Origin of the sequence: Halomonas sp. AOP27-A1-41 (assembly GCF_052378605.1) — a bacterium.
Taxonomy (GTDB): domain Bacteria; phylum Pseudomonadota; class Gammaproteobacteria; order Pseudomonadales; family Halomonadaceae; genus Vreelandella; species Vreelandella citrativorans.
The window spans coordinates 145,325-165,445 of the sequence record NZ_JBQSXT010000002.1; the positions used below are offsets into that span (position 1 = coordinate 145,325).

Annotated in this window: 17 protein-coding genes; 4 read left to right on the forward strand and 13 right to left on the reverse strand. The window is 53.9% G+C overall.

Features of this window, described 5'->3' with window-relative positions; genetic code table 11:
• Positions 1-136: 136 nt before the first annotated feature.
• From ACT3TC_RS02820 to puuE, 8 genes are all read right to left on the reverse strand, one after another.
• Positions 137-565: a universal stress protein gene (locus ACT3TC_RS02820; protein ID WP_444639045.1), complete on the reverse strand. Its 429-nt coding sequence runs from the start codon at positions 563-565 to the stop codon at positions 137-139.
• A 10-nt stretch (positions 566-575) separates the two neighbouring features.
• Positions 576-3,179, reverse strand: coding sequence for a TRAP transporter permease (locus ACT3TC_RS02825; protein ID WP_444639046.1), 2,604 nt, complete (start codon positions 3,177-3,179; stop codon positions 576-578).
• 132 nt (positions 3,180-3,311) lie between these two features.
• Entirely contained in the window at positions 3,312-4,292 is a 981-nt protein-coding gene (locus tag ACT3TC_RS02830; RefSeq protein ID WP_193054408.1) for a TAXI family TRAP transporter solute-binding subunit, read from the reverse strand.
• A 522-nt stretch (positions 4,293-4,814) separates the two neighbouring features.
• Entirely contained in the window at positions 4,815-5,351 is a 537-nt protein-coding gene (locus ACT3TC_RS02835; RefSeq protein ID WP_444639047.1) for a DUF192 domain-containing protein, read from the reverse strand.
• Positions 5,352-5,364: 13 nt separating this feature from the next.
• Complete coding sequence (gene pyk, locus ACT3TC_RS02840; protein WP_444639048.1) at positions 5,365-6,834, reverse strand: pyruvate kinase; 1,470 nt, start codon at positions 6,832-6,834, stop codon at positions 5,365-5,367.
• A gap of 83 nt (positions 6,835-6,917) precedes the next feature.
• Entirely contained in the window at positions 6,918-7,409 is a 492-nt protein-coding gene (locus ACT3TC_RS02845; RefSeq protein ID WP_444639049.1) for an ureidoglycolate lyase, read from the reverse strand.
• 30 nt (positions 7,410-7,439) lie between these two features.
• Positions 7,440-8,270 (reverse strand): bifunctional allantoicase/(S)-ureidoglycine aminohydrolase, encoded by an 831-nt coding sequence (locus tag ACT3TC_RS02850; protein WP_193054404.1) that lies wholly within the window; start codon positions 8,268-8,270, stop codon positions 7,440-7,442.
• A gap of 11 nt (positions 8,271-8,281) precedes the next feature.
• The gene (puuE, locus tag ACT3TC_RS02855) at positions 8,282-9,220 is read right to left on the reverse strand and encodes an allantoinase PuuE (RefSeq protein WP_444639050.1); all 939 of its coding nucleotides are present in this window, start codon (positions 9,218-9,220) and stop codon (positions 8,282-8,284) included.
• Between the two features lie 271 nt (positions 9,221-9,491).
• Between puuE and ACT3TC_RS02860 the strand changes: the two genes are divergently transcribed.
• The 3 genes from ACT3TC_RS02860 to ACT3TC_RS02870 all read left to right on the forward strand — a co-directional run bounded on the left by ACT3TC_RS02860 (position 9,492) and on the right by ACT3TC_RS02870 (position 13,290).
• Positions 9,492-10,244: an aspartate/glutamate racemase family protein gene (locus ACT3TC_RS02860; RefSeq protein ID WP_193054403.1), complete on the forward strand. Its 753-nt coding sequence runs from the start codon at positions 9,492-9,494 to the stop codon at positions 10,242-10,244.
• A 143-nt stretch (positions 10,245-10,387) separates the two neighbouring features.
• A complete protein-coding gene (locus tag ACT3TC_RS02865; RefSeq protein WP_444639051.1) occupies positions 10,388-11,746 on the forward strand; it encodes an NCS1 family transporter in 1,359 nt (452 codons plus the stop codon).
• A 65-nt stretch (positions 11,747-11,811) separates the two neighbouring features.
• Positions 11,812-13,290 carry an NCS1 family nucleobase:cation symporter-1 gene (locus tag ACT3TC_RS02870; RefSeq protein ID WP_444639052.1) on the forward strand — a complete coding sequence of 493 codons (1,479 nt, stop codon included), beginning with the start codon at positions 11,812-11,814 and terminating at the stop codon, positions 13,288-13,290.
• Positions 13,291-13,452: 162 nt separating this feature from the next.
• Here ACT3TC_RS02870 and modF read toward each other — a convergent pair whose 3' ends face one another.
• Together modF and ilvC are read right to left on the reverse strand one after the other, a co-directional pair.
• A complete protein-coding gene (modF, locus tag ACT3TC_RS02875) occupies positions 13,453-14,955 on the reverse strand; it encodes a molybdate ABC transporter ATP-binding protein ModF (RefSeq protein WP_444639053.1) in 1,503 nt (500 codons plus the stop codon).
• Positions 14,956-15,080: 125 nt separating this feature from the next.
• On the reverse strand, positions 15,081-16,553 hold the full coding sequence (gene ilvC, locus ACT3TC_RS02880) for a ketol-acid reductoisomerase (protein ID WP_444639054.1): 1,473 nt from the start codon (positions 16,551-16,553) through the stop codon (positions 15,081-15,083).
• 196 nt (positions 16,554-16,749) lie between these two features.
• On the opposite strand from ilvC, the gene ilvY reads away from it, so the two are divergent.
• Positions 16,750-17,628 carry an HTH-type transcriptional activator IlvY gene (ilvY, locus tag ACT3TC_RS02885; RefSeq protein ID WP_441677202.1) on the forward strand — a complete coding sequence of 293 codons (879 nt, stop codon included), beginning with the start codon at positions 16,750-16,752 and terminating at the stop codon, positions 17,626-17,628.
• 33 nt (positions 17,629-17,661) lie between these two features.
• Here the strand turns inward: ilvY and ACT3TC_RS02890 are convergent, their stop codons facing one another.
• From ACT3TC_RS02890 to ACT3TC_RS02900, 3 genes are all read right to left on the reverse strand, one after another.
• A complete protein-coding gene (locus ACT3TC_RS02890; RefSeq protein ID WP_087111895.1) occupies positions 17,662-18,378 on the reverse strand; it encodes a GntR family transcriptional regulator in 717 nt (238 codons plus the stop codon).
• A gap of 167 nt (positions 18,379-18,545) precedes the next feature.
• On the reverse strand, positions 18,546-18,944 hold the full coding sequence (locus tag ACT3TC_RS02895) for a phasin family protein (protein WP_193057147.1): 399 nt from the start codon (positions 18,942-18,944) through the stop codon (positions 18,546-18,548).
• A 197-nt stretch (positions 18,945-19,141) separates the two neighbouring features.
• Positions 19,142-19,837, reverse strand: coding sequence for a glutathione S-transferase family protein (locus ACT3TC_RS02900; RefSeq protein ID WP_444639055.1), 696 nt, complete (start codon positions 19,835-19,837; stop codon positions 19,142-19,144).
• Between the last annotated feature and the right edge of the window lie 284 nt (positions 19,838-20,121).

The following is a 20,121-nucleotide window of genomic DNA, read 5'->3' on the forward strand; positions in this document are numbered from 1 at the left end:
TATTAATTACAGTTAGATACACCTACACAGCCACTTAAAGACTACTATTTTACTAAACATTACCGTGGGGTTATAAAAAAACTCCAGCTCATATGAGCTGGAGTTTTCATAGTGCCTGACACCTTTTAAAAAGCGCCTAGCGAACGATCATGACGGACACCTTTGAATGATGCACAACATGCTCAGCATTCGGGCCCAGTACATAGTCGACAAGCTTATGCCGAGTATGAGAAGCCATCACGATCAGGTCCACGTCCAGCTTTTTGCCCACCTTAATGATGGCCTCCCAGGGGGAGCCATCGACAATAATGCTTTGGGTTTTAACATCCTGCGGAATATTGTCCTGAATAAACGTATGCTGCGCCTCTTTCATGGCCTCATGCGCTTTTGCAGAAAAATTCTTGGGGAAGTAAGCCCCTACCATCGGCATTTTAAGTTCTGGCAACACAGTGACAATGTGCAACGACGCACCGAAAGTCTGGCAAAGCGTTACCGCCGTGGGCAACGCTTTCTTCCAGGAACCCTCTTCATTCAAGTCCACGGGCAGTAATATTTTTTGGTACATGACAACCTCCCTAGGCCACTGCCGCGCCATCATGATCAGACTTTTTACTACGCCGGCGACGCTGCATGAGTACAACAAAACCAAATATTGCCAACGCCGGTAGCCACATCCACTCTTTCGTCCAGCGGTCTACAGGGGCCAGTACTTCGATAATTTCCTGGTCGAAGTCAAACCCCAGGTCGGCGGCCTGGCTGCCGAAGGCGACGAAATCGACTAGCGTTTGATCACCGTCTACATACAGCTCCATACCGAGGTTTTCCAGGCGCTCCTGGCCCGTATCACCACGAGGTACCGGGACCAGTACGTAGGTCGTCATTGGCGAGCCAAAGGCATCTTCACCGGCGATTTGTACCCGCAGGTTACTGCCATCCTCGACACGCTCAAGGGCATCAGCAAACTGGGCAGGCGGCACTGACGCATACGGGTCATGTATCTTGTCCATCCAGAAGCCTGGGCGGAAGAGCGTGAAAGCGACCAATAGCAGCAGCAGCGACTCATACCAGCGATTGCGCGTCAGCATGTAGCCTTGCGTGCCCGCGGCGAAAATCAACATCGCCACGGTGGCCACAATAAACACCACCACACCCTGCATCGGGGTAACATCAATGAGCAGCAGGTCCGTATTAAAGATAAACAGAAACGGAAGCGCTGCCGTACGCAGGCTGTAGTAGAACGCCTGGAAGCCTGTCCGAATCGGGTCCCCTCCGGACACAGCAGCAGCCGCAAAAGAGGCCAGTCCCACGGGCGGCGTAACGTCCGCCATAATGCCGAAATAGAACACGAACAGGTGAACAGCGATCAGTGGCACAATCAGGCCATTTTGCTGACCCAGCATCACAATCACCGGCGCCATCAAGGCCGAAACCACAATATAGTTAGCGGTCGTGGGCAAGCCCATGCCTAGAATCAAGCTCAGCAAGGCGGTTAAAAACAAAATCATCATCAGGTTACCGCCTGACAGGATTTCAACCACATCTGCAAGCACCAGGCCCACACCGGTTTGCGACACCGCACCCACCACGATACCCGCTGTGGCCGTCGCGATACCGATACCGATCATGTTACGCGCGCCGGTTACCAGGCCGTCCCACAGGTCTAAAAAGCCCTCTTTGATATCGGCGGCCATTTTGCTGCGCCCACGGAAGACGGCAATAATGGGACGCTGCGTCACCATAATAAAGATCATGAACACCGTGGCCCAAAAAGCGGAAAGCCCAGGCGAGAGCCGCTCGACCATCAAGCACCAAACCAGCACAACGACCGGCAAGATATAGTGCAAACCGACCATTACGGTGGGTCGTGTCTGCGGCAGTTTAATAACCTTGGCGTTAGGGTCATCCATTTCCAGTTCAGGATAGTGAGACCCTATTTTCAAAAGCCCTACATAAATAATCGCCAGGCCGATTGAAATGACCCACGGCGTTGCCTCACCCAGCACGGGCTTGAGCCACCCAAGGCCGTAATAGACCACCACCGACAGCCCCATTAACAGCAGCAGGCCGGTTAAAAAACCAATGATCTTGTTGAGTAATGGACGGGCTGGGTTGTTGGAGGGCAGCCCTTGCATATTGGCTTTAAGGGCTTCCAGGTGAACGATATAAATCAACGCAATATAGGAAATAATCGCAGGCAAGAAGGCATGTTTAATCACGTCCACGTACGGGATGCCGACATACTCAACCATCAAAAACGCAGCCGCGCCCATTACCGGCGGCATGATTTGCCCATTCACCGATGAGGAGACTTCAATGGCACCGGCTTTCTCGGCGCTAAATCCCACCCGTTTCATCATCGGGATAGTAAAGGTGCCCGTTGTTACCGTATTGGCAATCGACGAGCCGGAGATTAGCCCGGTCATGCCTGATGCCACAACGGCCGCTTTTGCAGGGCCGCCTTTCAGATGGCCTAACATCGAGAACGCGACTTTTATAAAATAGTTACCGGCACCGGCCTTATCGAGCAACGCACCAAACAACACAAACAGAAAGACAAAGCTGGTAGATACACCTAGCGCGATACCAAAGACGCCCTGGGTACCCAGCCACTGGTGGTTGATCAACCCTCCCAGGCTGACGCCACGGTGGGCAAGAATGCCTGGCATGTACGGGCCAAACAGGGAGTAGCCAATAAATATCGCGGCAACCACCATCAGGGGTGGGCCAAGCGCACGTCGAGTAGCTTCCAGCAGCATGATAATGCCGACGATGCCCACCACGATGTCCTGCGTGATAGGGCGCCCGGGGCGCTGCGCCAACTCTGAATAGAAAAGAAACAGATACCCACCGCAAAAGGCCGCTACCGCTGCAAACATCCAGTCTTGTAGCGGAATACGGTCGCGCGGTGAGCGCTTTAACGCGGGATAGGCCATATAGGCCAAAAACAGCGCAAACGCCAAGTGAATAGAGCGTGCTTCAGTGGCACTAAAAACACCGAAGCCGATCATATAAGGGAGTGGAGATGCAATCCATAGCTGGAACAGCGACCACGCTGCTGCAATACTTACCAGCAACTTACCGGGTACGCCGTGAGGCTTCCTTGCCCCTGTGTCACTGGCGGCGACCATATCCTCCAGGTCGCTCTCAGTGGCGTTAGAGGGTTGTTTGTCATCACGCATACGCTTGCCCTGCCTAATGGTCAGCGCTGACAATCAGCGCTTTCAACAAGAAGCGCGGACACCCGAGGTGCCCGCGCTTAAACTTCAAAAGCAATCACTATTGATCCTGGCTAATAGCGTCACACTAGGGTCTTATTCGATCCAGCCACGCTCGCGGTAGTAACGTGCAGCGCCATCGTGCAGCGGTGCAGTTAGACCGTCAGAAATCATGTCTTCTTCGTTAAGGTTTTCGAACGCCGGGTGCAGGCGCTTGAAGCGATCAAAGTTATCGAATACCGCTTTAACCGTTTCGTAAATAACCTCTTCATCCACGTCAGTCGATGAAACGAAAGTGGCTGCTACACCGAAGGTTTCAACGTCTTCGTCGTTACCACGGTACAGACCACCGGGGATCACAGAACGCGTGTAGTAAGGATACTCTTCGATCAGCGTATCGATTTCATCACCAGTGACCGATACCAGGTTCGCATCAATCGTGGTGGTGGCTTCCTGGATGGAGCCATTCGGGTGGCCTACCACATAGACCATCGCATCGATGTTGTTATCAGACAGAGCTGAAGCCTGTTCCGCCGCATCCAACTGAGATGCCAACGCGAACGTATCTTCGTCCCAACCAAACGCTTCCATGACGACATCCATGGTGTTGCGCTGGCCAGAGCCTGGGTTACCGATGTTAACGCGCTTGCCCGGGAAATCGCTGATATTGTCGATACCCGCATCCGCACGCGCGACAACAGTAAGAGGTTCACCATGCATGGTGAATACCGCACGCATGTCACCCCAGGGGCCTTCTTCTTCAAAGTTGGCTTCGCCGTTGTAAGCACGGTATTGAACGTCAGACTGGACAACGCCCATATCCAACTCACCGCTTTTCATGCCATTCACGTTGGCAACAGAGCCGCCTGTAGAAGGCGCATTACAGCGAATACTGTGCTCTTCGCTGCCACGGTTAACCATACGGCAGACCGACTGGCCTACGACGTAGTAAACACCGGTCTGGCCGCCTGTGCCGATTGTAATATAGCGCTCTTGAGCAACAGCGGGGGCAGCAAACGTAGCTGCTGCGATCAACGCGCCAGAAAAAGTGGCGGTAGAAAACACATGGCGATTCATGGATACACCTCTATCTTGATGTTGTGAGCGTTATGCGTTTTGGAACCACCGATGATCTGTTCCCTCGGGTGATTTTTCGTCCAAAACGTTTTCAAGACAAACTGTTATAGTTCGACATCCTGAAGTGCCGACCTTAACTACTTTAGCGAAAAAATCGCTAATTAGCGAAGCCAATACGTGGCTTCAAGGATACGAGCGGCGCCTATTGAAACACGACTCTAACGCTGCGTAACGTTTAGTCACCGTTAATTGCTATGCCTCTTTTGCATAGGGGGTATGAGATAAGCAACCAAACTTCCCGAAAACCTGCCTGGCCCGTCAAGGGGTTGGTGGCTTAATAAGGTATAGCTCAATAGGCAGGGGTAGCCAAATGCCCCTGGGCGCTAAAGCCCGCATGGAGGCTCCCTGAGGTTTGCTACCTACACGTCGGCAACGACCAGAACCACCCACGCCCTAAGCGTGGTGTGGTTCCTTTTTACCGATTCTTATGGCGATGCAAGCGCCGTCGCGCCTTGAAGAGACTTACTGATCGATGGGCTTGCAGAAGCCAGCTTGATCCGGAATCGAAATACAGTCGCCGACTTTAATGTCACGTTCGGCGAAGTAGCCGCCATTGACCTCAAGGGCCGCCCAAAATGCGGCACCTGCCGGATAGGAGGGACAATTGGCCGGAACACTGGACCCACAGGGAGGCATGGTGTTAATTGCTACGATACGCCCCTCCTGATCGATAAACGCGATATCCAGCACAATGCGCGTGCGGTACATCCAAAAAGTGTTGCCAGCAGGCTGCTCGCTCTCGAAACGAAACAGCATGCCGCGGTTTTCAGGCAGCGATTCACGCTCCATCAACCCTCGCTGACGCTGCGCCGCGCTTTTAGCCACTTCCACTTCCAGCCGGTGCGGACCTCCGTCACTATGAATAGCCAGAGGCAGTAAATCGCTCTCTGGGTCAGCGCCCTCAGCCCAGGTGAGCGCGCCCCAAACCGTACCGGGAAGCAGCGCGACCAAAGGCAAACCTAACGCAGCTTTTAGCATAAGACGACGAGTCGGGTTCATGGAGACAGGTCCTTTAATCGGTAGGCTGGTCAATCGTCATGACTTTCATCGTATTGGTACCGCCATGAGCATTCATGTGGTCACCCCGCGTCAGGATGACATGATCCCCCGGCTCGGCAAGCTTATGTTGCACCAACAGTTCCAGCGCACGACGATTAAGCTCGGTCGCGCTCATTTCTGACGTATCAAACGGGAGCGATACGACGCCACGATAAAGCGCCATACGCCGCTGCGCGATGGGGTTATGGGCAAGGCCGACAATCGGCAAACCAGAACGGATGCGCGAGGCAATCAAGGGGGTATAACCGGAAGCGGTCATGCAGGCAATCGCGGCCACACCGGTCATATGGTTGGCGGCGTACATAGCGGAAAGGGCAATGGTTTCATCGGGGCGAGTAAAGCCTTCATGAATCCGGTGGCCCGACTCTTGTGCCACCTTTTCACGCTCAGCGCCCAAACAGACACGCGCCATGGCTTCCACGGTTTCCACCGGATAGTCGCCTGCGGCAGTTTCCGCTGAAAGCATCACGGCGTCACTGCTATCCAGCACGGCATTGGCCACATCAAACACTTCGGCGCGGGTAGGCAGCGGCGCCAAGATCATGCTTTCCATCATTTGGGTGGCGGTAATCACCGCACGGTTGAGCGAGCGGGCGCGTTTGATCATGCGCTTTTGCACGCCCACCAGTTTGGCGTCGCCAATCTCAACCCCCAGGTCGCCTCGGGCCACCATCACCGCTTCAGAGGCTTCGATAATGCCGTCAAGCGTTGCCTCATCGGCCACAGCCTCGGCACGCTCAACCTTGGCCACTAGGCCAATCTCCTTGCCCTCTTCACCCAGCAGACGGCGCGCTTCCAGCATGTCTTCGGCATGGCGCGGGAAAGAAATCGCCAGGTAATCAACGCCAATCTCAACGGCGGTTTTTAAATCCTGTTTATCTTTATCCGTTAGCGCCGGGGCAGAAAGCCCACCGCCTTGTTTGTTGATGCCTTTATGATTGGAGAGTTTGCCCCCCACTACCACGTGGGTATGAACCTGCTGGCCTTCTACACGGGTAACGTCCAGCACCACACGGCCATCATCCAGCAGCAGGCGGTCGCCAGCGCCCACATCCTGAGCAAGGGTTTTGTAGTCGCAGCCCACTTGATGAACGTCGCCTGCATCACTGTCCATCGCCATATCCAGCACAAACGGCTGCCCCTCTTTCAGGGTCACCATGCCCTCTTTAAAGCGGGCAATGCGAATTTTGGGGCCCTGGAGGTCCCCCAGTGCTGCCACACTACGCCCCAGCTTGGCAGCAATTTCGCGCACCCGTAAAAGACGCTGACGATGATCATCGGGCGTGCCGTGGGAGAAGTTCAAACGTACGACATCTACCCCCGCTTTCAGCATTGCCTCCAAAACACCCTCACGGTCACTGGCGGGCCCCAGGGTGGCAACAATTTTGGTACGGCGAAGCGGGATATGTGTCTGTGCGTTCATAGTTTTCCTAAACAATCACGGGTTTGTCATTAGCCTATCAGTATAAGACCACCAGGATGACAACCGTAAGGCGTGTGCACAAGTTATTCGCGTAAATCGACCGTAATTTCGAGCGAATACTCTTCGCAGTTATTACCTTCGCCACCGCGATCCACCACTAAGAACTCGCCTTCATGCTCAAGCACCGACTGTATCGCATGCCAAGTGCCTGCTCGGTAGTTAACGCCCTGACGGCCGTCGGTAACAAACGCACGCACTGTCTTTGGATCAATCGTCTCGCCTGGCGGTGCGACCACCACAATAAAGCGTTCCTGATGCAGCGGCATAAATGCCTGGCTGCCCAGTGGATGGCGCTCTAAAAAGGTTAATTCAAGCGGTAAGGAAACGGGCTGACTCACAAACAGATTGATCAGCGTATGGGCGTTTTCACCCAGGGTTTGCACCTTCGCCAGGTCGTGATGGCGCTGGGTACGCCCGGCGTTAATGGCAAACGAGGGTGACTCGCGCGCGTCGATGACCTCGCCAAAAGGCGCGAAGGCCTCACGCGTCAACGGCTCGGCGGTGAGTGTCAGCATGTTGGCCTCCTCATGGCTTTCTCCTTTACTTCAGCGAAAGAGCTTGAGCTTTGCGTGGCGGTTGACGTCCTTGTAAAGCAGGTAGCGAAACGGTCCCGGGCCGCCGGCATAGCAAGCCTGAGGGCAGAAAGCGCGCAACCACATGAAATCCCCTGCTTCCACTTCCACCCACTGCTGGTTCAGGTGATACACCGCCTTGCCTTCCAGCACGTAAAGGCCGTGCTCCATGACGTGGGTTTCATCAAACGGAATCACGCCGCCGGGCTGGAAGTTGACGATGGTGACGTGCATGTCATGGCGCACATCGTTAGGGTCAACAAAACGGGTGGTCGACCAGCGCCCTTCCGTGCCGGGCATCTCGCTGGGCGTGATCGCCTGCTCGTTGGTGACGAAGGCTTCCGGTACATCAAGGCCGTCCACGTACTCAAAGGCCTTGCGAATCCAGTGAAAGCGAACGGCTTCGCGGGATTCATTGCGCACTCGCCACTCCACACCCGGCGGAATAAACGCATAGCCGCCCGGGGCCATAGCATGGCGCACGCCGTCCAGACTCAGCGACAGTTCGCCCTCGACCACGAACAGCACACCTTCGGCATCCTCCTCAGGCTCGGGCTTGTCGCTTCCGCCGCCGGGCTGCACTTCCATGATGTACTGGGAGAAGGTCTCGGCGAAGCCGGAGAGCGGTCGCGCCAGCACCCAAGCGCGGGTGCCCTGCCAAAACGGCAGGTTGCTGGTGACGATATCGCGCATGACGCCTTTCGGGATTAGCGCGTAGGCTTCGGTAAAAACGGCCCGATCCGCCGTTATTTGGGTTTGCGGTGGATGCCCACCTTGAGGGGCATAGTAAACCGGATTGCTCATTGAATGGCCTTTTATGAGGTAACGGGCGGATGGTGTTTCGCCCAGTGGCGGGCGATATCGACGCGTCGAGCGACCCATACGCGATCATGGGTCTCTATATAGTCCAAAAAGCGCTGTAGGGCGCGGAAACGTCCCGGGCGTCCCAGCAAGCGGCAGTGCATGCCGATAGAGAGCATCTTGGGCGCTTCTTCACCCTCTTCATACAGCACATCAAAGGCATCGCGCAGATACGTAAAGAAGTGATCCGCCGTATTGAAGCCCTGCGGCGCAGCAAAGCGCATATCGTTGGTGTCCAGCGTATAGGGCACAATCAGATGAGAGTGATCACTCCCCTGGCTGTCGGTAACGGTCGTCCAAAAGGGCAGATCGTCGCCGTAATAGTCACTATCGTAAAGAAAACCGCCTTCATCCATAATCAGCTTACGGGTGTTGGGGCTATCGCGCCCGGTGTACCACCCCGCTGGCTTCTCCCCGTATAAGCGCTGAAATATCTCCACGGCTTTTTGCAGGTGTTCACGTTCAATGTGTTCGGCTACTTCCTGGTAGTGAATCCAGCGGTAGCCGTGGCACGCGACCTCATGCCCCAACTCCTTGAATGCCTGGGCGACATCAGGGTTTCGCTCTAGCGCCATCGCCACACCGAATACCGTTAAAGGCAGCCCCCGCCGCTCAAATTCGCGAAGGATCCGCCACACGCCTGCCCGAGAGCCGTACTCGTAGATCGACTCCATGCTCAAGTGGCGGTCGGCGTAACTGGCCGCGCCGATGATCTCGGATAAAAACTGCTCAGAGCCATTATCTCCGTGCAGCACGCAGTTCTCCCCACCCTCTTCATAGTTGAGGACAAACTGTACGGCGATTTTGGCCTTGCCTGGCCAGTTGGCATGCGGCGGTGTACGCCCATAGCCTTTTAAGTCACGCGGATAGCAGAGGTCAGTGGTTAGCGTCATCAGCGGGCCCTTCGGTTATCACCAAGCGTATAAATTCAATTAATTGACCATTATTGTATACAAAATAAACATATTAATAGCCCACGGCAATATGCCCAGGAATGGCTGATCAACCCATCGTATCTCTTGTAACTTAAAAAGCGCCAAACCTGAGCGTGTAGACGAATCTATTAGCCTTTTTAATGAGAGTAAAGGCCTTGCTCTTGGCGATAAAGCCCCCTATTTTTGTATACAAGATACATCGGATCGTTTACCTACAGGATCGCGTGCTGTGCACATACATATTATTAACCCCAATACGACAGCATCCATGACCCAAGCCATTGGGCAGGCTGCTGAGCTTTACGCCTCCCCGGGGACCCGCATAAGCGCGTCTCAACCTGAATCAGGTCCGGTTTCCATTGAGAGCCATTTTGATGAAGTGGTAAGCGCGGTAGGCGTGGCCGAAGAAGTACTTAAAGGTGAGCAACAAGGCGGTATTGATGCCTATATTGTGGCCTGCTTTGGCGACCCTGGTCTGCTTGCCGCGCGTGAAGTAACCCGCGCCCCGGTGATTGGCATTGCTGAGGCAGCCTTCCATTTAGCCACGCTAATCAGCACGCGCTTCTCCATTGTTACCACCCTGGGGCGTACCGGCATTATTGCCGAGCACCTGCTTGAGCAGTACGGCTTTCGCCACCACTGCCGACGCATTCGCGCCGCTGAAATTCCGGTACTAGACCTTGAGCACCACCCCGATGCGGCGTTTACCCGAATTGTCGAGGAGTGCTGCCGCGCCAGGGATGAAGATGATATCGGCGCCATCGTGCTGGGCTGTGGTGGTATGGCGAACCTCACCCAACAGATCAGCCACGAAGTAGGTATTCCCGTCGTTGAAGGTGTAAGCGCAGCCTTGAAGCTTGCAGAATCCCTGGTCGGCTTGGGACTGCATACCAGCAAGCACGGCGACCTTGCTTACCCACGACCCAAACCCTTTACCGGTAAGTTTGCCGCCCTATCAAACCTTCCATTGCCGCTTAAATAGCACGCTCATCAGAAGGTCAGTAATTCGTTAATCAGTGCATTCGTAAAAGAACCAGAACGTCCAGTAGTACGCCATGCCGCAAGCATCTTTCAGGCTACAACCTGAGAAACCAACAATACTCATAATCTTGCGAGGACGACATCATGAGCATTTCAAATGCTGCTCTTGCGTCAGAAGACCCTTCTACAGCGCGCACCAAAGCCCTGGGGGAGGAAAGCCTGGCTCCCCAGGGTACCCGAATTATGGGGCGAGGCTCCTACTTTCTGGCCTGGTTTGGTGGGTGCGTTTCTATCGGCACCTTTGCCATGGGCTCAAGCGTTGTCGGTACGTTAAACCTGCTACAGGCAACGCTTGCCATCGCCATCGGGTGCTTTGTCATCGGCATTGCACTGGCGATTAACGGTGCAGCGGGCTACAAATACGGCATTCCGTTTATGGTGCAGGCGCGCAGCGCATTTGGGTTTACCGGTACGCGTATTCCCGGCCTGGTTCGCGCGTTGCCTGCCGTGGTGTGGTACGGCTTTCAAAGCTGGATTGGTGCAGGGGCACTCAACATGGTGTCAGCAACCCTGTTCGGCTTTGATAACCTGGTGTTTTACTTTATTACCTTCCAATTCCTGCAAATCGGCCTTTCGGTGATGGGCTTTCAAGGTATCAAGTGGCTGGAAAATATCGGCAGCGCGTTTATTTTGGCCTCGCTGATGTACATGTTTTACGCCACGGTGCAGCGCTATGGCGATGAATTATCCGCCAGCCTGTTCACCATGGAAGGCTCTTGGGGTATGCCATTCTGGGGCGCCACCATGCTCTTTTTAGGCATCTACAGCACCATGATGCTTAACGTCAGCGACTACTCGCGTGAGCATAAAAAAGGCACGGCCCAGAGCCTGCTTACCACCATTTATGCCATGTCAATTCTACCCTGTACGCTGTTTATGGGCCTGATCGGCTACATGGTGTCGGAAGCCACGGGCACCGCAGACCCCATTCAGGTGTTTGCCAATGCCGTGGATAACACGCCGCTACTAATGACCACTCTGCTGTTTATCGCCTTTGCCCAGGTCACGACCAATGCACTGAACAACGTGGTGCCGCCTACCTATGTACTAATGGACATCTTCAAGATCAAGTTCCCGGTCGCGACCGTCATTGTCGGCCTATTAGCGTTTGCCACCTTCCCCTGGAAGCTGGTTCAACCGGGCTCGGCCGCCGGTTTACAGCTGTTTGTCCAAACCTACTCGGCCTTTCTGGGCCCCATCTTTGCCATTCTGGTGGTGGATTACTACATCATCCGCCGCCGCACGTTGGATATCAGCAAGCTCTACGATCCCACCGGCCCTTATCAAGGCGTCAATAAAGCGGCTCTCGTTGCAACCGCGGTGGGCATCCTGGCAGCACTCTTTTTCTCTGCGGTCTCCTGGTACGCCAGTTTAATTCCCGCCGGGCTGACCTATTACCTGCTGATGAAGCACTGGCCCGCCTGCCAGCGTTTTACACGCTAACCCCTCCCAATCCGACGGCTGCCTACGTGCAGCCGTGCTGACGATTAATGCAGAGAGAGCCTGCCATGCATGAGCAACCGCCTAACAGCGATCTTGATATCAAGCAGTTCGATCCCTCGCTTTATAATGAAGATCTGGCCCCCTTAAAGCCCCAGGCACGCACTTGGGGCGCATTTGAAATCTTTAACGTGTGGTCCAACGATATCCAAAGCCTGTTTGGCTATACCCTCGCGGCATCGCTATTCCTCACCTATGGCTTGAACGGCTGGGCAGTGATGGCAGCGATTATTCTAGCCGGTGTTATTGTCATGTTTCTGGTGAACCTAACGGGCAAACCAAGCGTTAAATACGGCATCCCTTTCCCAGTGATGGTGCGCGCTAGTATGGGGGTGCGCGGTGCCAACCTTCCCGCCATGCTACGCGCGATTGTGGGTATCTTTTGGTACGGCGTGCAGACCTATTTCGCATCAACGGCAGTCGCCCTGCTGATTACCGCCTTTATCGGGGCGGGCAGCGGCACGACCTTCCTGGGCCTTTCTGGCGTCGCATGGGTGTCATTTGTGATCGTGTGGCTTTTTCAAATCGCGATCTTCTGGCAAGGCATCGAGCGGATTAAGCACTTTTTGAACTGGGCAGGCCCGCTGGTGTACGTGGTTATGGTCGTGCTGATGGGAATTGTCTGGTTCCAGGCAGGAGACGAGTTGCTACCCGCCATTGGAACCATCTTTAGCGGCAGCGGTGAGCAAAACGTGGGCGCCGTGGGCGCGTTTCTTGCCATTGTAGGCACCATGGTGGCTTACTTTGCGGCCGTGGTGATCAACTTTGGCGACTTTACCCGCTTTGTAAAAACCGAGCGCCAAATGAAGCTGGGCAACCTGCTTGGATTACCGCTTAACGTGGCGTTTTTCTCGTTTATCGCACTTATTATTACTGCCGGTACGCTGGTACTGTTTGGCGAAGCGCTCACCAACCCCGCCGATATTGTTGAGCGCGTTGATTCATTACCGCTGACCATCATCGCCGCCCTCACTTTTTTTGCCGCTACCGTGGGCATTAACCTGGTCGCCAACTTTATTCCACCGGCTTATGACCTGGCCAACCTCTTTCCCAGCAAAATCAGCTTTAAGGTGGGTGGCTTGATTACCGCCGTTATCGCCTTCTTTGTGGGAGCGCTGTGGATCTCGGTGATTAGTCAGATTGGCATCCCCGGCTTTGTCAATGCCCTTGGCGCTATTGTCGCGCCGTTCTATGGCATTATTGTGGTGGACTACTACCTGATTAAGCGCCAACACCTCAATATGCAGGAGCTATTCTCCTCAGCCCCTGGCAGCGCGTACTACTACACAAACGGATGGAACCGCCGCGCCCTACTTGCGTTTGGCTGCGCAGCGCTGTTCTCGCTCTCCACGGTGCTAGTCCCTGCCCTTTCAAGCCTGGACGGCTACGGCTGGCTCATTGGTGCAGGATTAGGAGGCGCGTTCTACTTTGGCTTGATGCGACAGTTTAAGGCAGCACCCACCCTTACCCAGCAGAGGGCAAGTTGAGGTGAGTGAGCTTTAACGAATGTTTCAGGAACTGGTGATTTAAAAACTGGTGATTTAAAAACTGGTAATTTAAAACTGACAGTTTAGGCAATTTGAAAGCGCCATCGGCTTTGTGCCGATGGCGCTTTTTTAGAGTGCAGGCAGCAACGAAAACGTCAGCGCCTAGTGGTTTTTCTCAAGCGTTAAATGGTTGTCTATTTCCTTTATCCTGTCTTCCGTGTGGTGATTGACGTAGAGCACCGTGGTTTCCTTGCCTTCACAGATTTTCTCGATGAGCGCGAGAACGAGCTGGCGGTTCATGTCATCAAGGCCCAGGCAGGGCTCGTCGAGTATTAGAAGCGGCGGGTGCTTCACCATGGCACGGGCAATCAGTAGCAACCGCTGGTCGCCGTAGGAAAGCTTATTGAACGGCTGGTCGGCACGCGTTTTCATACCCAGTAAATCAAGCCATTGGTCGGCAATCTTTTGCTGATTATCGGTAGATTTTGTGTAAACGCCGATACTATCAAAAAAGCCCGAGATGATGACGTTCCTGCAGCTAGTGCTGACACGATACTCCCATTGCAGGGCCGTGGAGACATAGCCAATGAACTGCTTGATCTGCCAGATACTTTCGCCGTTACCGCGCTGGAAGCCAAACACGAAAATATCGTTGGTATAACATTGCGGGTGGTCTCCCGTGATCAAGGACAACACGCAGGTTTTACCGCTGCCGTTAGGACCACTCAGTTGCCAGTGTTGCCCGCGTTCGATCGTCCAGTCGAGCTGGCCCACAATGACGGTATCGCCGTATTTAATCGTCGCTTGTTTTAGCTTCACTAACGGCTGGTTGGGGTCGAGCGCGGGCAACTGATGGGCAGGGTCGGCCTCGGGTACGCTTAAGTCAGTCGTTTTCAAATGCAGCAGTTGGTAAAGCTCGTTGAAGGCGGCCTCATCCTGGCGGTCTACTGTGAACGCCAGTCGCCCACCTTCCCTACGCGCTCTATTGCCTTGCTTTTTATTCTCTTGCCCCGGGTCTGGCCGGTCTTTATCCAGGTAAGCCACATGAGTGATGAAGTCCGGCATTTCGTCGAAGCGATTGAGCACCATCACCATGGGGACGCTTTCGATAATAGAGGCAAGATGGGCTTGCAGCATGGCGAGCGTGTCGACGTCCAGGCCATCGAACGGCTCATCTAGAATGAGCAGATCGGGCTTGTTAGCCAGCGCGCGGATCAGCATGACTTTGCGGGTTTCCCCCGTGGAGAGTTTGCGAAAGGCGCGGTCGAGGAGTTTCGTCAGCCCGAACTTTTCGACCAGCTCGTAAGCCAGTTCGGCATCCTCGCAGTGCTCGAAAATCATTTCACTGACCGGCGTGCCGAGCGACACGACATCCATGATGTCGGCATCGTCTTTTTTCAGCTCTTCTGCGATAAGCTCGGCTTGCGCTTCAAAAGAGACTAGTCCGACGCGCTCGGGAAGCCCTTGAACGGTGCCCGCTTCAATCTTGCCAATGCCAGCCAGTGCCGCCGCCAGGGCCGACTTACCGGAACCGTTAGCGCCGGTGATGACCCAATGCTGGTGAGGTTCGATGGTCCAGTCAATCTCGCTTAGAGTGAACCGATCATCGAAGCTAATCGTCGCATTGTTTAGCTGAATGCTCGCCAAGCGGGTTGAAGGCTCCATGAACATGTTCCTTACATTGGTAAAAAATCAGGGTTCGGAAAGTCGTTATCCAGGGACAAAAAAGCCGAGCATATCGTGGTGGATATCTCGGCTTTCCATTGACTAGCTAACGGTTAACCCGTGGGTTAAACGATCTTCTTCATATCCGCCATGTGGCCACGCAGCACGGCGCCAACAGCTTCCACCGGGTGAGCGCGAAGCGCATCGTTAACCTCGATCAAACGTGCGTTATCGACACCGTTGTCGTCCAGATCCAGGCCTTTACCGATGACATCGGATTTAATGCCTTTCATGAAGTCTGCCAACAGCGGCACACAGGCGTGATTGTACAGGTAGCAACCGTACTCTGCGGTATCAGAGATCGTCGCGTTCATTTCGTACAATTTCTTGCGCGCGATGGTGTTCGCGATGAGCGGCGTTTCGTGTAGCGACTCGTAGTAGGCAGACTCGTCGATAATGCCCGCAGCGGTCATGGTTTCGAACGCAAGCTCAACGCCCGCTTTCACCATGGCGACCATCAAGATGCCGTTGTCGAAGAATTCCTGCTCGGAAATTTCAACGTCGCCAGCAGGCGTTTTCTCGAAGTTGGTTTCGGCAGTGTCTGCACGCCATTTCAGAAGGTTAGCATCATCGTTTGCCCAGTCTTCCATCATCGTGCGGGAGAAGTGGCCGCTCATGATGTCGTCCTGGTGCTTGTTGTACAGCGGACGCATGATGTCTTTCAGCTCTTCCGCCAGATCAAAGGCCTTGATCTTGGCCGGGTTGGAAAGACGGTCCAGCATGTTGGTCACGCCGCCGTACTTAAGCGCCTCGGTGATGTTTTCCCAGCCGTACTGAATCAGCTTGGAGGCATAACCTGGCTCAATACCCTCTTCGATCATTTTATCAAAGCAGAGGATAGAGCCTGTTTGCAGCATACCGCAAAGAATCGTCTGCTCGCCCATCAGGTCGGATTTAACTTCCGCGATGAAAGAGGACATCAACACGCCCGCTTTATGGCCGCCAGTGCCCACTGCGTAGGCTTTCGCCAGCGCAAGCCCTTCGCCTTTAGGATCATTGGCTTCGTGCACAGCGATCAAGGTAGGAACGCCGAAACCACGAACGTATTCAGCACGTACCTCAGAACCCGGGCACTTGGGCGCCACCATGATGACGGTCAGGTCATCACGCACCTGCATGCCCTCTTCTACGATGTTGAAACCGTGGGAATAAGACAGGCAAGCGCCTTCTTTCATAAGCGGCATGACAGCGTTCACCACTGCGGTGTGCTGCTTATCCGGGGTCAAGTTCAGAACCACGTCCGCCGTCGGGATCAGCTCTTCATAAGTACCCACCACGAAACCGTTTTCAGAGGCATTCTTCCAGGACTGACGCTTTTGCGCAATGGCTTCAGGACGCAGTGCGTAGGAAACGTCCAGGCCGCTGTCGCGCAGGTTCAATCCCTGGTTGAGACCTTGCGCGCCACAGCCGATCACTACCATTTTTTTGCCTTTCAGCGCGTCGACACCATCAGCAAATTCTGAGCTGTACATGAAACGACATTTTGCCAGCTGAGCCAGCTGTTCGCGTAGCGGCAAGGTATTGAAATAGTTAGCCATCGTTTACATCCTGATTAAGTATCATCACGCTATCGATGCACGACACACCGACACGAAAAAAAGTGACACAGCCGCTCAATACGGGATCCAGCGCTATGTAAGTGAATCCAATCTAACCAAAAACGACTATTTCTTAAATTGATATATTTGCAACAACACGTCCCTATTTTCACAAAACGCTATTATCATAGCGCTTATGAACTTTAAACTTTTAAAACAATTCCTCGCACTGGCCGAAACGCTGCATTTCGGCCGCGCAAGCGACGAGTGCTACGTCAGCATTTCTGCGCTTTCGCGCAACATCCGCCATTTGGAAGACGAACTGGGCGTGTCGCTGTTCAACCGCGACAACCGGACCGTGGTGTTGACTCAGGAAGGGCAAAAATTCCTCAAATATGCCCGCGATGCCAGCAGCCAATGGAATTTGATTCGTCATGAGTTAACCGACAATCTTGACCAATTAAGCGGTGAAATCAGTTTGTATGGCTCGGTGACGGCAAGCTACAGCTTTTTGCACGAGCTGCTTCGCCGCTTTCGTATCGCCTACCCGGCCATTGAAATCAAACTGCGCACCGGTGACCCGGAACACGCCATTGCGCACGTACTGGATGGTAAAGAAGACCTTAGCATTGCAGCAAAGCCTGCCCATCTACCGCGAGGCCTGGCCTTTAAGCCCATCGCTACGTCGCCGTTGCTGTTTATTGCCCCGCTGGAACAGCAAGTGCCGAATGCGCCAACCGGCACACCATTCACACCGGCAGAATGGGCGAACACGCCTATGATTCTATCGGAAAGCGGAGTCTCCAGAGCACGTGTAGATGAGTGGTTTCGCAAGCTGGACATCGCGCCACGTATTTATGCCCAGGTCACCGGTAATGAAGCCATTGTCAGCATGGTGAGCTTGGGCTTTGGTATTGGCGTGGTGCCTAAAATCGTCCTCGACAACAGTCCATTGGTGGGTCGCATTCGAGTACTCGACGTAGCGCCAGAACTAGCGCCCTACGATATTGGCTTGTTTACCCTGAAGAAGAACCTGAAAAACCCGCTGGTCGAGGCGTTCTGGAGCTTGATGTAAGCCCTGCTCGCGGCGTTAGCGATTAAGCTCGCCTCAGTCCCCAAATATCTGCTGTAGATCCGGGGCGCTCTCCTCTTCTTCGACCATGGAGAGCGAGGCTTCAATCGCTTTTAGGTGGCGGCTCATAAAGGCTTTGGCGCGCTCGCCGTTGCCGGACTCCAGATAGCCGATCAGGTCGTCATGGTCGTGGGATTCGCAGCCCAGGTGGCCACGGTGGCCATATACCGCAAGAATAAGCGATGAGCGCGAGCAGAGGCGTTCTACAAATTCGGCAAGCGTGGCGTTGCCAGAAAGCTGGGCGAGGCGCACATGAAAATCTGCTGACAGGCGAATAGCGGTGCTCTGTTGACCACTGCGCAGCGCGTGACGCTCCTCGCGGGCCATCTCGCGCAGTTCAGCAGCTTCTTTTTCACCGATTCGCTTTGCCACATCGGGCATTAATCCGCACTCGACAAGCTGGCGGGCATCGAAAACATCCTTGGCTTCATCGGCGGTGGGTCGGGTAACACTGGCACCACGGCGGGGCGTTAGGGTTACCAATTGCTCCAGCGCAAGGCGCTGTAAAATCTTGCGTATGCCGGTACGGCTAATGCTAAACACGTCGGCAAGCGCATCTTCACGCAGCCTGGCACCGGGCTTTAGGCGCTGTTCAACAATCGCATCGCTTACCGCACGATATATAGCATCGTGACGTTCATCGCCCTCTTTTTCTGGAGCAACCCGCTTCGCGGTCGCCTGCGCATCACTCATGTGGCTCTCCTATCGCCTCCTTACTTTGCATCGCGTCATGATATCGCGCTTGGCCTTGCTTGAGTGGGTGATATTACATGACGTTTGGCTAATGATGAGCAATAAAAAAGCGCTGCGTCCAGAGGATCGCAGCGCTTTCATCGCCATGCAAATGGCTTAACAGGGATCTACTTTTTTGCCGACTCTGCTGACTTCTGAACGTTATCAGCCGCTTTCTGCGTGGTATTGCTCGCCTTCTGGACATTTTCTTCGGCCATTTTGGCGCTGTCCTGCATAAAGCTCTGGCTGATAGAGGTGACTTTTTCAGAATCCCCTTTCACCCGCTCCATGAAGTCACTGGCAACGCGCTGCTGGCTTTCCATGGCTTTCTTAAAGCCATCGGCATCTTTAACTTCCAGCCAGGTACGTGCCTGGGAAATGGTCATATCTGAGTAAGCGCGGGCAGCATCAAGTTGAGCACCCATCAGCTTTTCATAGTAATCAAGCGCTGCATGCGTGTAAGAACGCATGGGTGATACAAAGGCAGACTCGAACTGTTGGGTGTTATTCTCTGCAGTCTTCATCATCACGACATCTCCTTGAGTTAGCTAGCAGGCCGCCGCCCGTTAGTCGTGGAGGCGCTGCTGATGCGTTGGCATTTGCCGCTGCTGTACGTAAACCTAGCAGCGCCTTTTGTGCATCGCAACATGGCTTTTTATATTCTCGTGCGCCACATGCCTCTACAGCTCTCAATATGACTTTAAATCAGCAGGTTATTCGATTTTTAATTTAAATCACGAATCGTGATTGCCTGGCGCGCAACCCCATTATGAGCATCCAACATACGCGTAAACCACTCGGTGACCGGATCATCGGGTTCGGTCAACGGCTCAAGCGAGACGGTGTGTGTCCACATCATGCTTCCAAACAGTAAGTAATCGATACCGCTGGGTGTTTCGCCATCCAGAAAAGGACTGCCATGTAACTGCTCACGTACCGGCGCCAGCACTTGGTAAAGCTGCTGCTTGCCCTGTTCGGGGTTATGCACTTCTTCCAGGCGTGCCCCAAAGCGCGCTTCGCGGGTTTTACGAAAGTAATCACGATCATCAGGGTGAATGGCGGCCAATAAATCCAGTGCAACGCTACGAAACAGGGCAGGCGTCACGCTGCGCTCGACATAGTATTTAAAAAACAGCGCGCGTTGGTACGCCACTCCTTCACCCAAAACAGGGGCATCGGGATAGGCTTTATCCAGGTAGCGCATTATCTTAAAACTATCGGTAATGACCTGATCCCCATCGCACAGCACCGGGACTTTATCGTAGTCGGCGAACGCCAGCGCCTGCTTGTCCTCAAACCGCCAAGCGATGGTGTTATAGGCCAGACCTTTATGAGCAAGCGCCATACGCACGCGCCAGCAATAGGGAGAGAAACGCAGTCGTTCGTCACGGCCACACAGGTCATAGAGCGTACGTGTCATGTTTTTGCCCTTACCGTTAATGAAAAGAGGAAATTTAAAAATGGCGCATTCATCGCCATTGAGCTTAAAGCACTGGCTGGAGAAGTAGCGAGTCTCAGCACTGTCTTTTAGTCTAATAACGACCCTCTTCAATGAAGTTTAAAAACAATTAACAATACATATAAAACAATCATTTAAAATTCACGCAAGGGCTTATATAGACCTTACAAACTTGCCCCTTTTGGCAAGACCTGTTTCGTAATAGTGTTATTTTTTGTTCTGAGCCGTATCTTTTCAATGTTGCG

What these genes read in the sequence shown, in the direction of transcription:
- modF (WP_444639053.1), bottom strand. Translation starts at nt 14,955, where the DNA reads ATGGAGCCTTCAACCCGCTTGGCGAGCATTCAGCTAAACAATGCGACG.
- ACT3TC_RS02845 (WP_444639049.1), bottom strand. Translation starts at nt 7,409, where the DNA reads ATGCTGACACTCACCGCCGAGCCGTTGACGCGTGAGGCCTTCGCGCCT.
- ACT3TC_RS02895 (WP_193057147.1), bottom strand. Translation starts at nt 18,944, where the DNA reads ATGATGAAGACTGCAGAGAATAACACCCAACAGTTCGAGTCTGCCTTT.
- ACT3TC_RS02865 (WP_444639051.1), top strand. Translation starts at nt 10,388, where the DNA reads ATGAGCATTTCAAATGCTGCTCTTGCGTCAGAAGACCCTTCTACAGCG.
- ACT3TC_RS02830 (WP_193054408.1), bottom strand. Translation starts at nt 4,292, where the DNA reads ATGAATCGCCATGTGTTTTCTACCGCCACTTTTTCTGGCGCGTTGATC.
- ilvY (WP_441677202.1), top strand. Translation starts at nt 16,750, where the DNA reads ATGAACTTTAAACTTTTAAAACAATTCCTCGCACTGGCCGAAACGCTG.
- ACT3TC_RS02870 (WP_444639052.1), top strand. Translation starts at nt 11,812, where the DNA reads ATGCATGAGCAACCGCCTAACAGCGATCTTGATATCAAGCAGTTCGAT.
- pyk (WP_444639048.1), bottom strand. Translation starts at nt 6,834, where the DNA reads ATGAACGCACAGACACATATCCCGCTTCGCCGTACCAAAATTGTTGCC.
- ACT3TC_RS02825 (WP_444639046.1), bottom strand. Translation starts at nt 3,179, where the DNA reads ATGCGTGATGACAAACAACCCTCTAACGCCACTGAGAGCGACCTGGAG.
- ACT3TC_RS02820 (WP_444639045.1), bottom strand. Translation starts at nt 565, where the DNA reads ATGTACCAAAAAATATTACTGCCCGTGGACTTGAATGAAGAGGGTTCC.
- ACT3TC_RS02900 (WP_444639055.1), bottom strand. Translation starts at nt 19,837, where the DNA reads ATGACACGTACGCTCTATGACCTGTGTGGCCGTGACGAACGACTGCGT.
- ACT3TC_RS02890 (WP_087111895.1), bottom strand. Translation starts at nt 18,378, where the DNA reads ATGAGTGATGCGCAGGCGACCGCGAAGCGGGTTGCTCCAGAAAAAGAG.
- ilvC (WP_444639054.1), bottom strand. Translation starts at nt 16,553, where the DNA reads ATGGCTAACTATTTCAATACCTTGCCGCTACGCGAACAGCTGGCTCAG.
- ACT3TC_RS02835 (WP_444639047.1), bottom strand. Translation starts at nt 5,351, where the DNA reads ATGAACCCGACTCGTCGTCTTATGCTAAAAGCTGCGTTAGGTTTGCCT.
- ACT3TC_RS02850 (WP_193054404.1), bottom strand. Translation starts at nt 8,270, where the DNA reads ATGAGCAATCCGGTTTACTATGCCCCTCAAGGTGGGCATCCACCGCAA.
- puuE (WP_444639050.1), bottom strand. Translation starts at nt 9,220, where the DNA reads ATGACGCTAACCACTGACCTCTGCTATCCGCGTGACTTAAAAGGCTAT.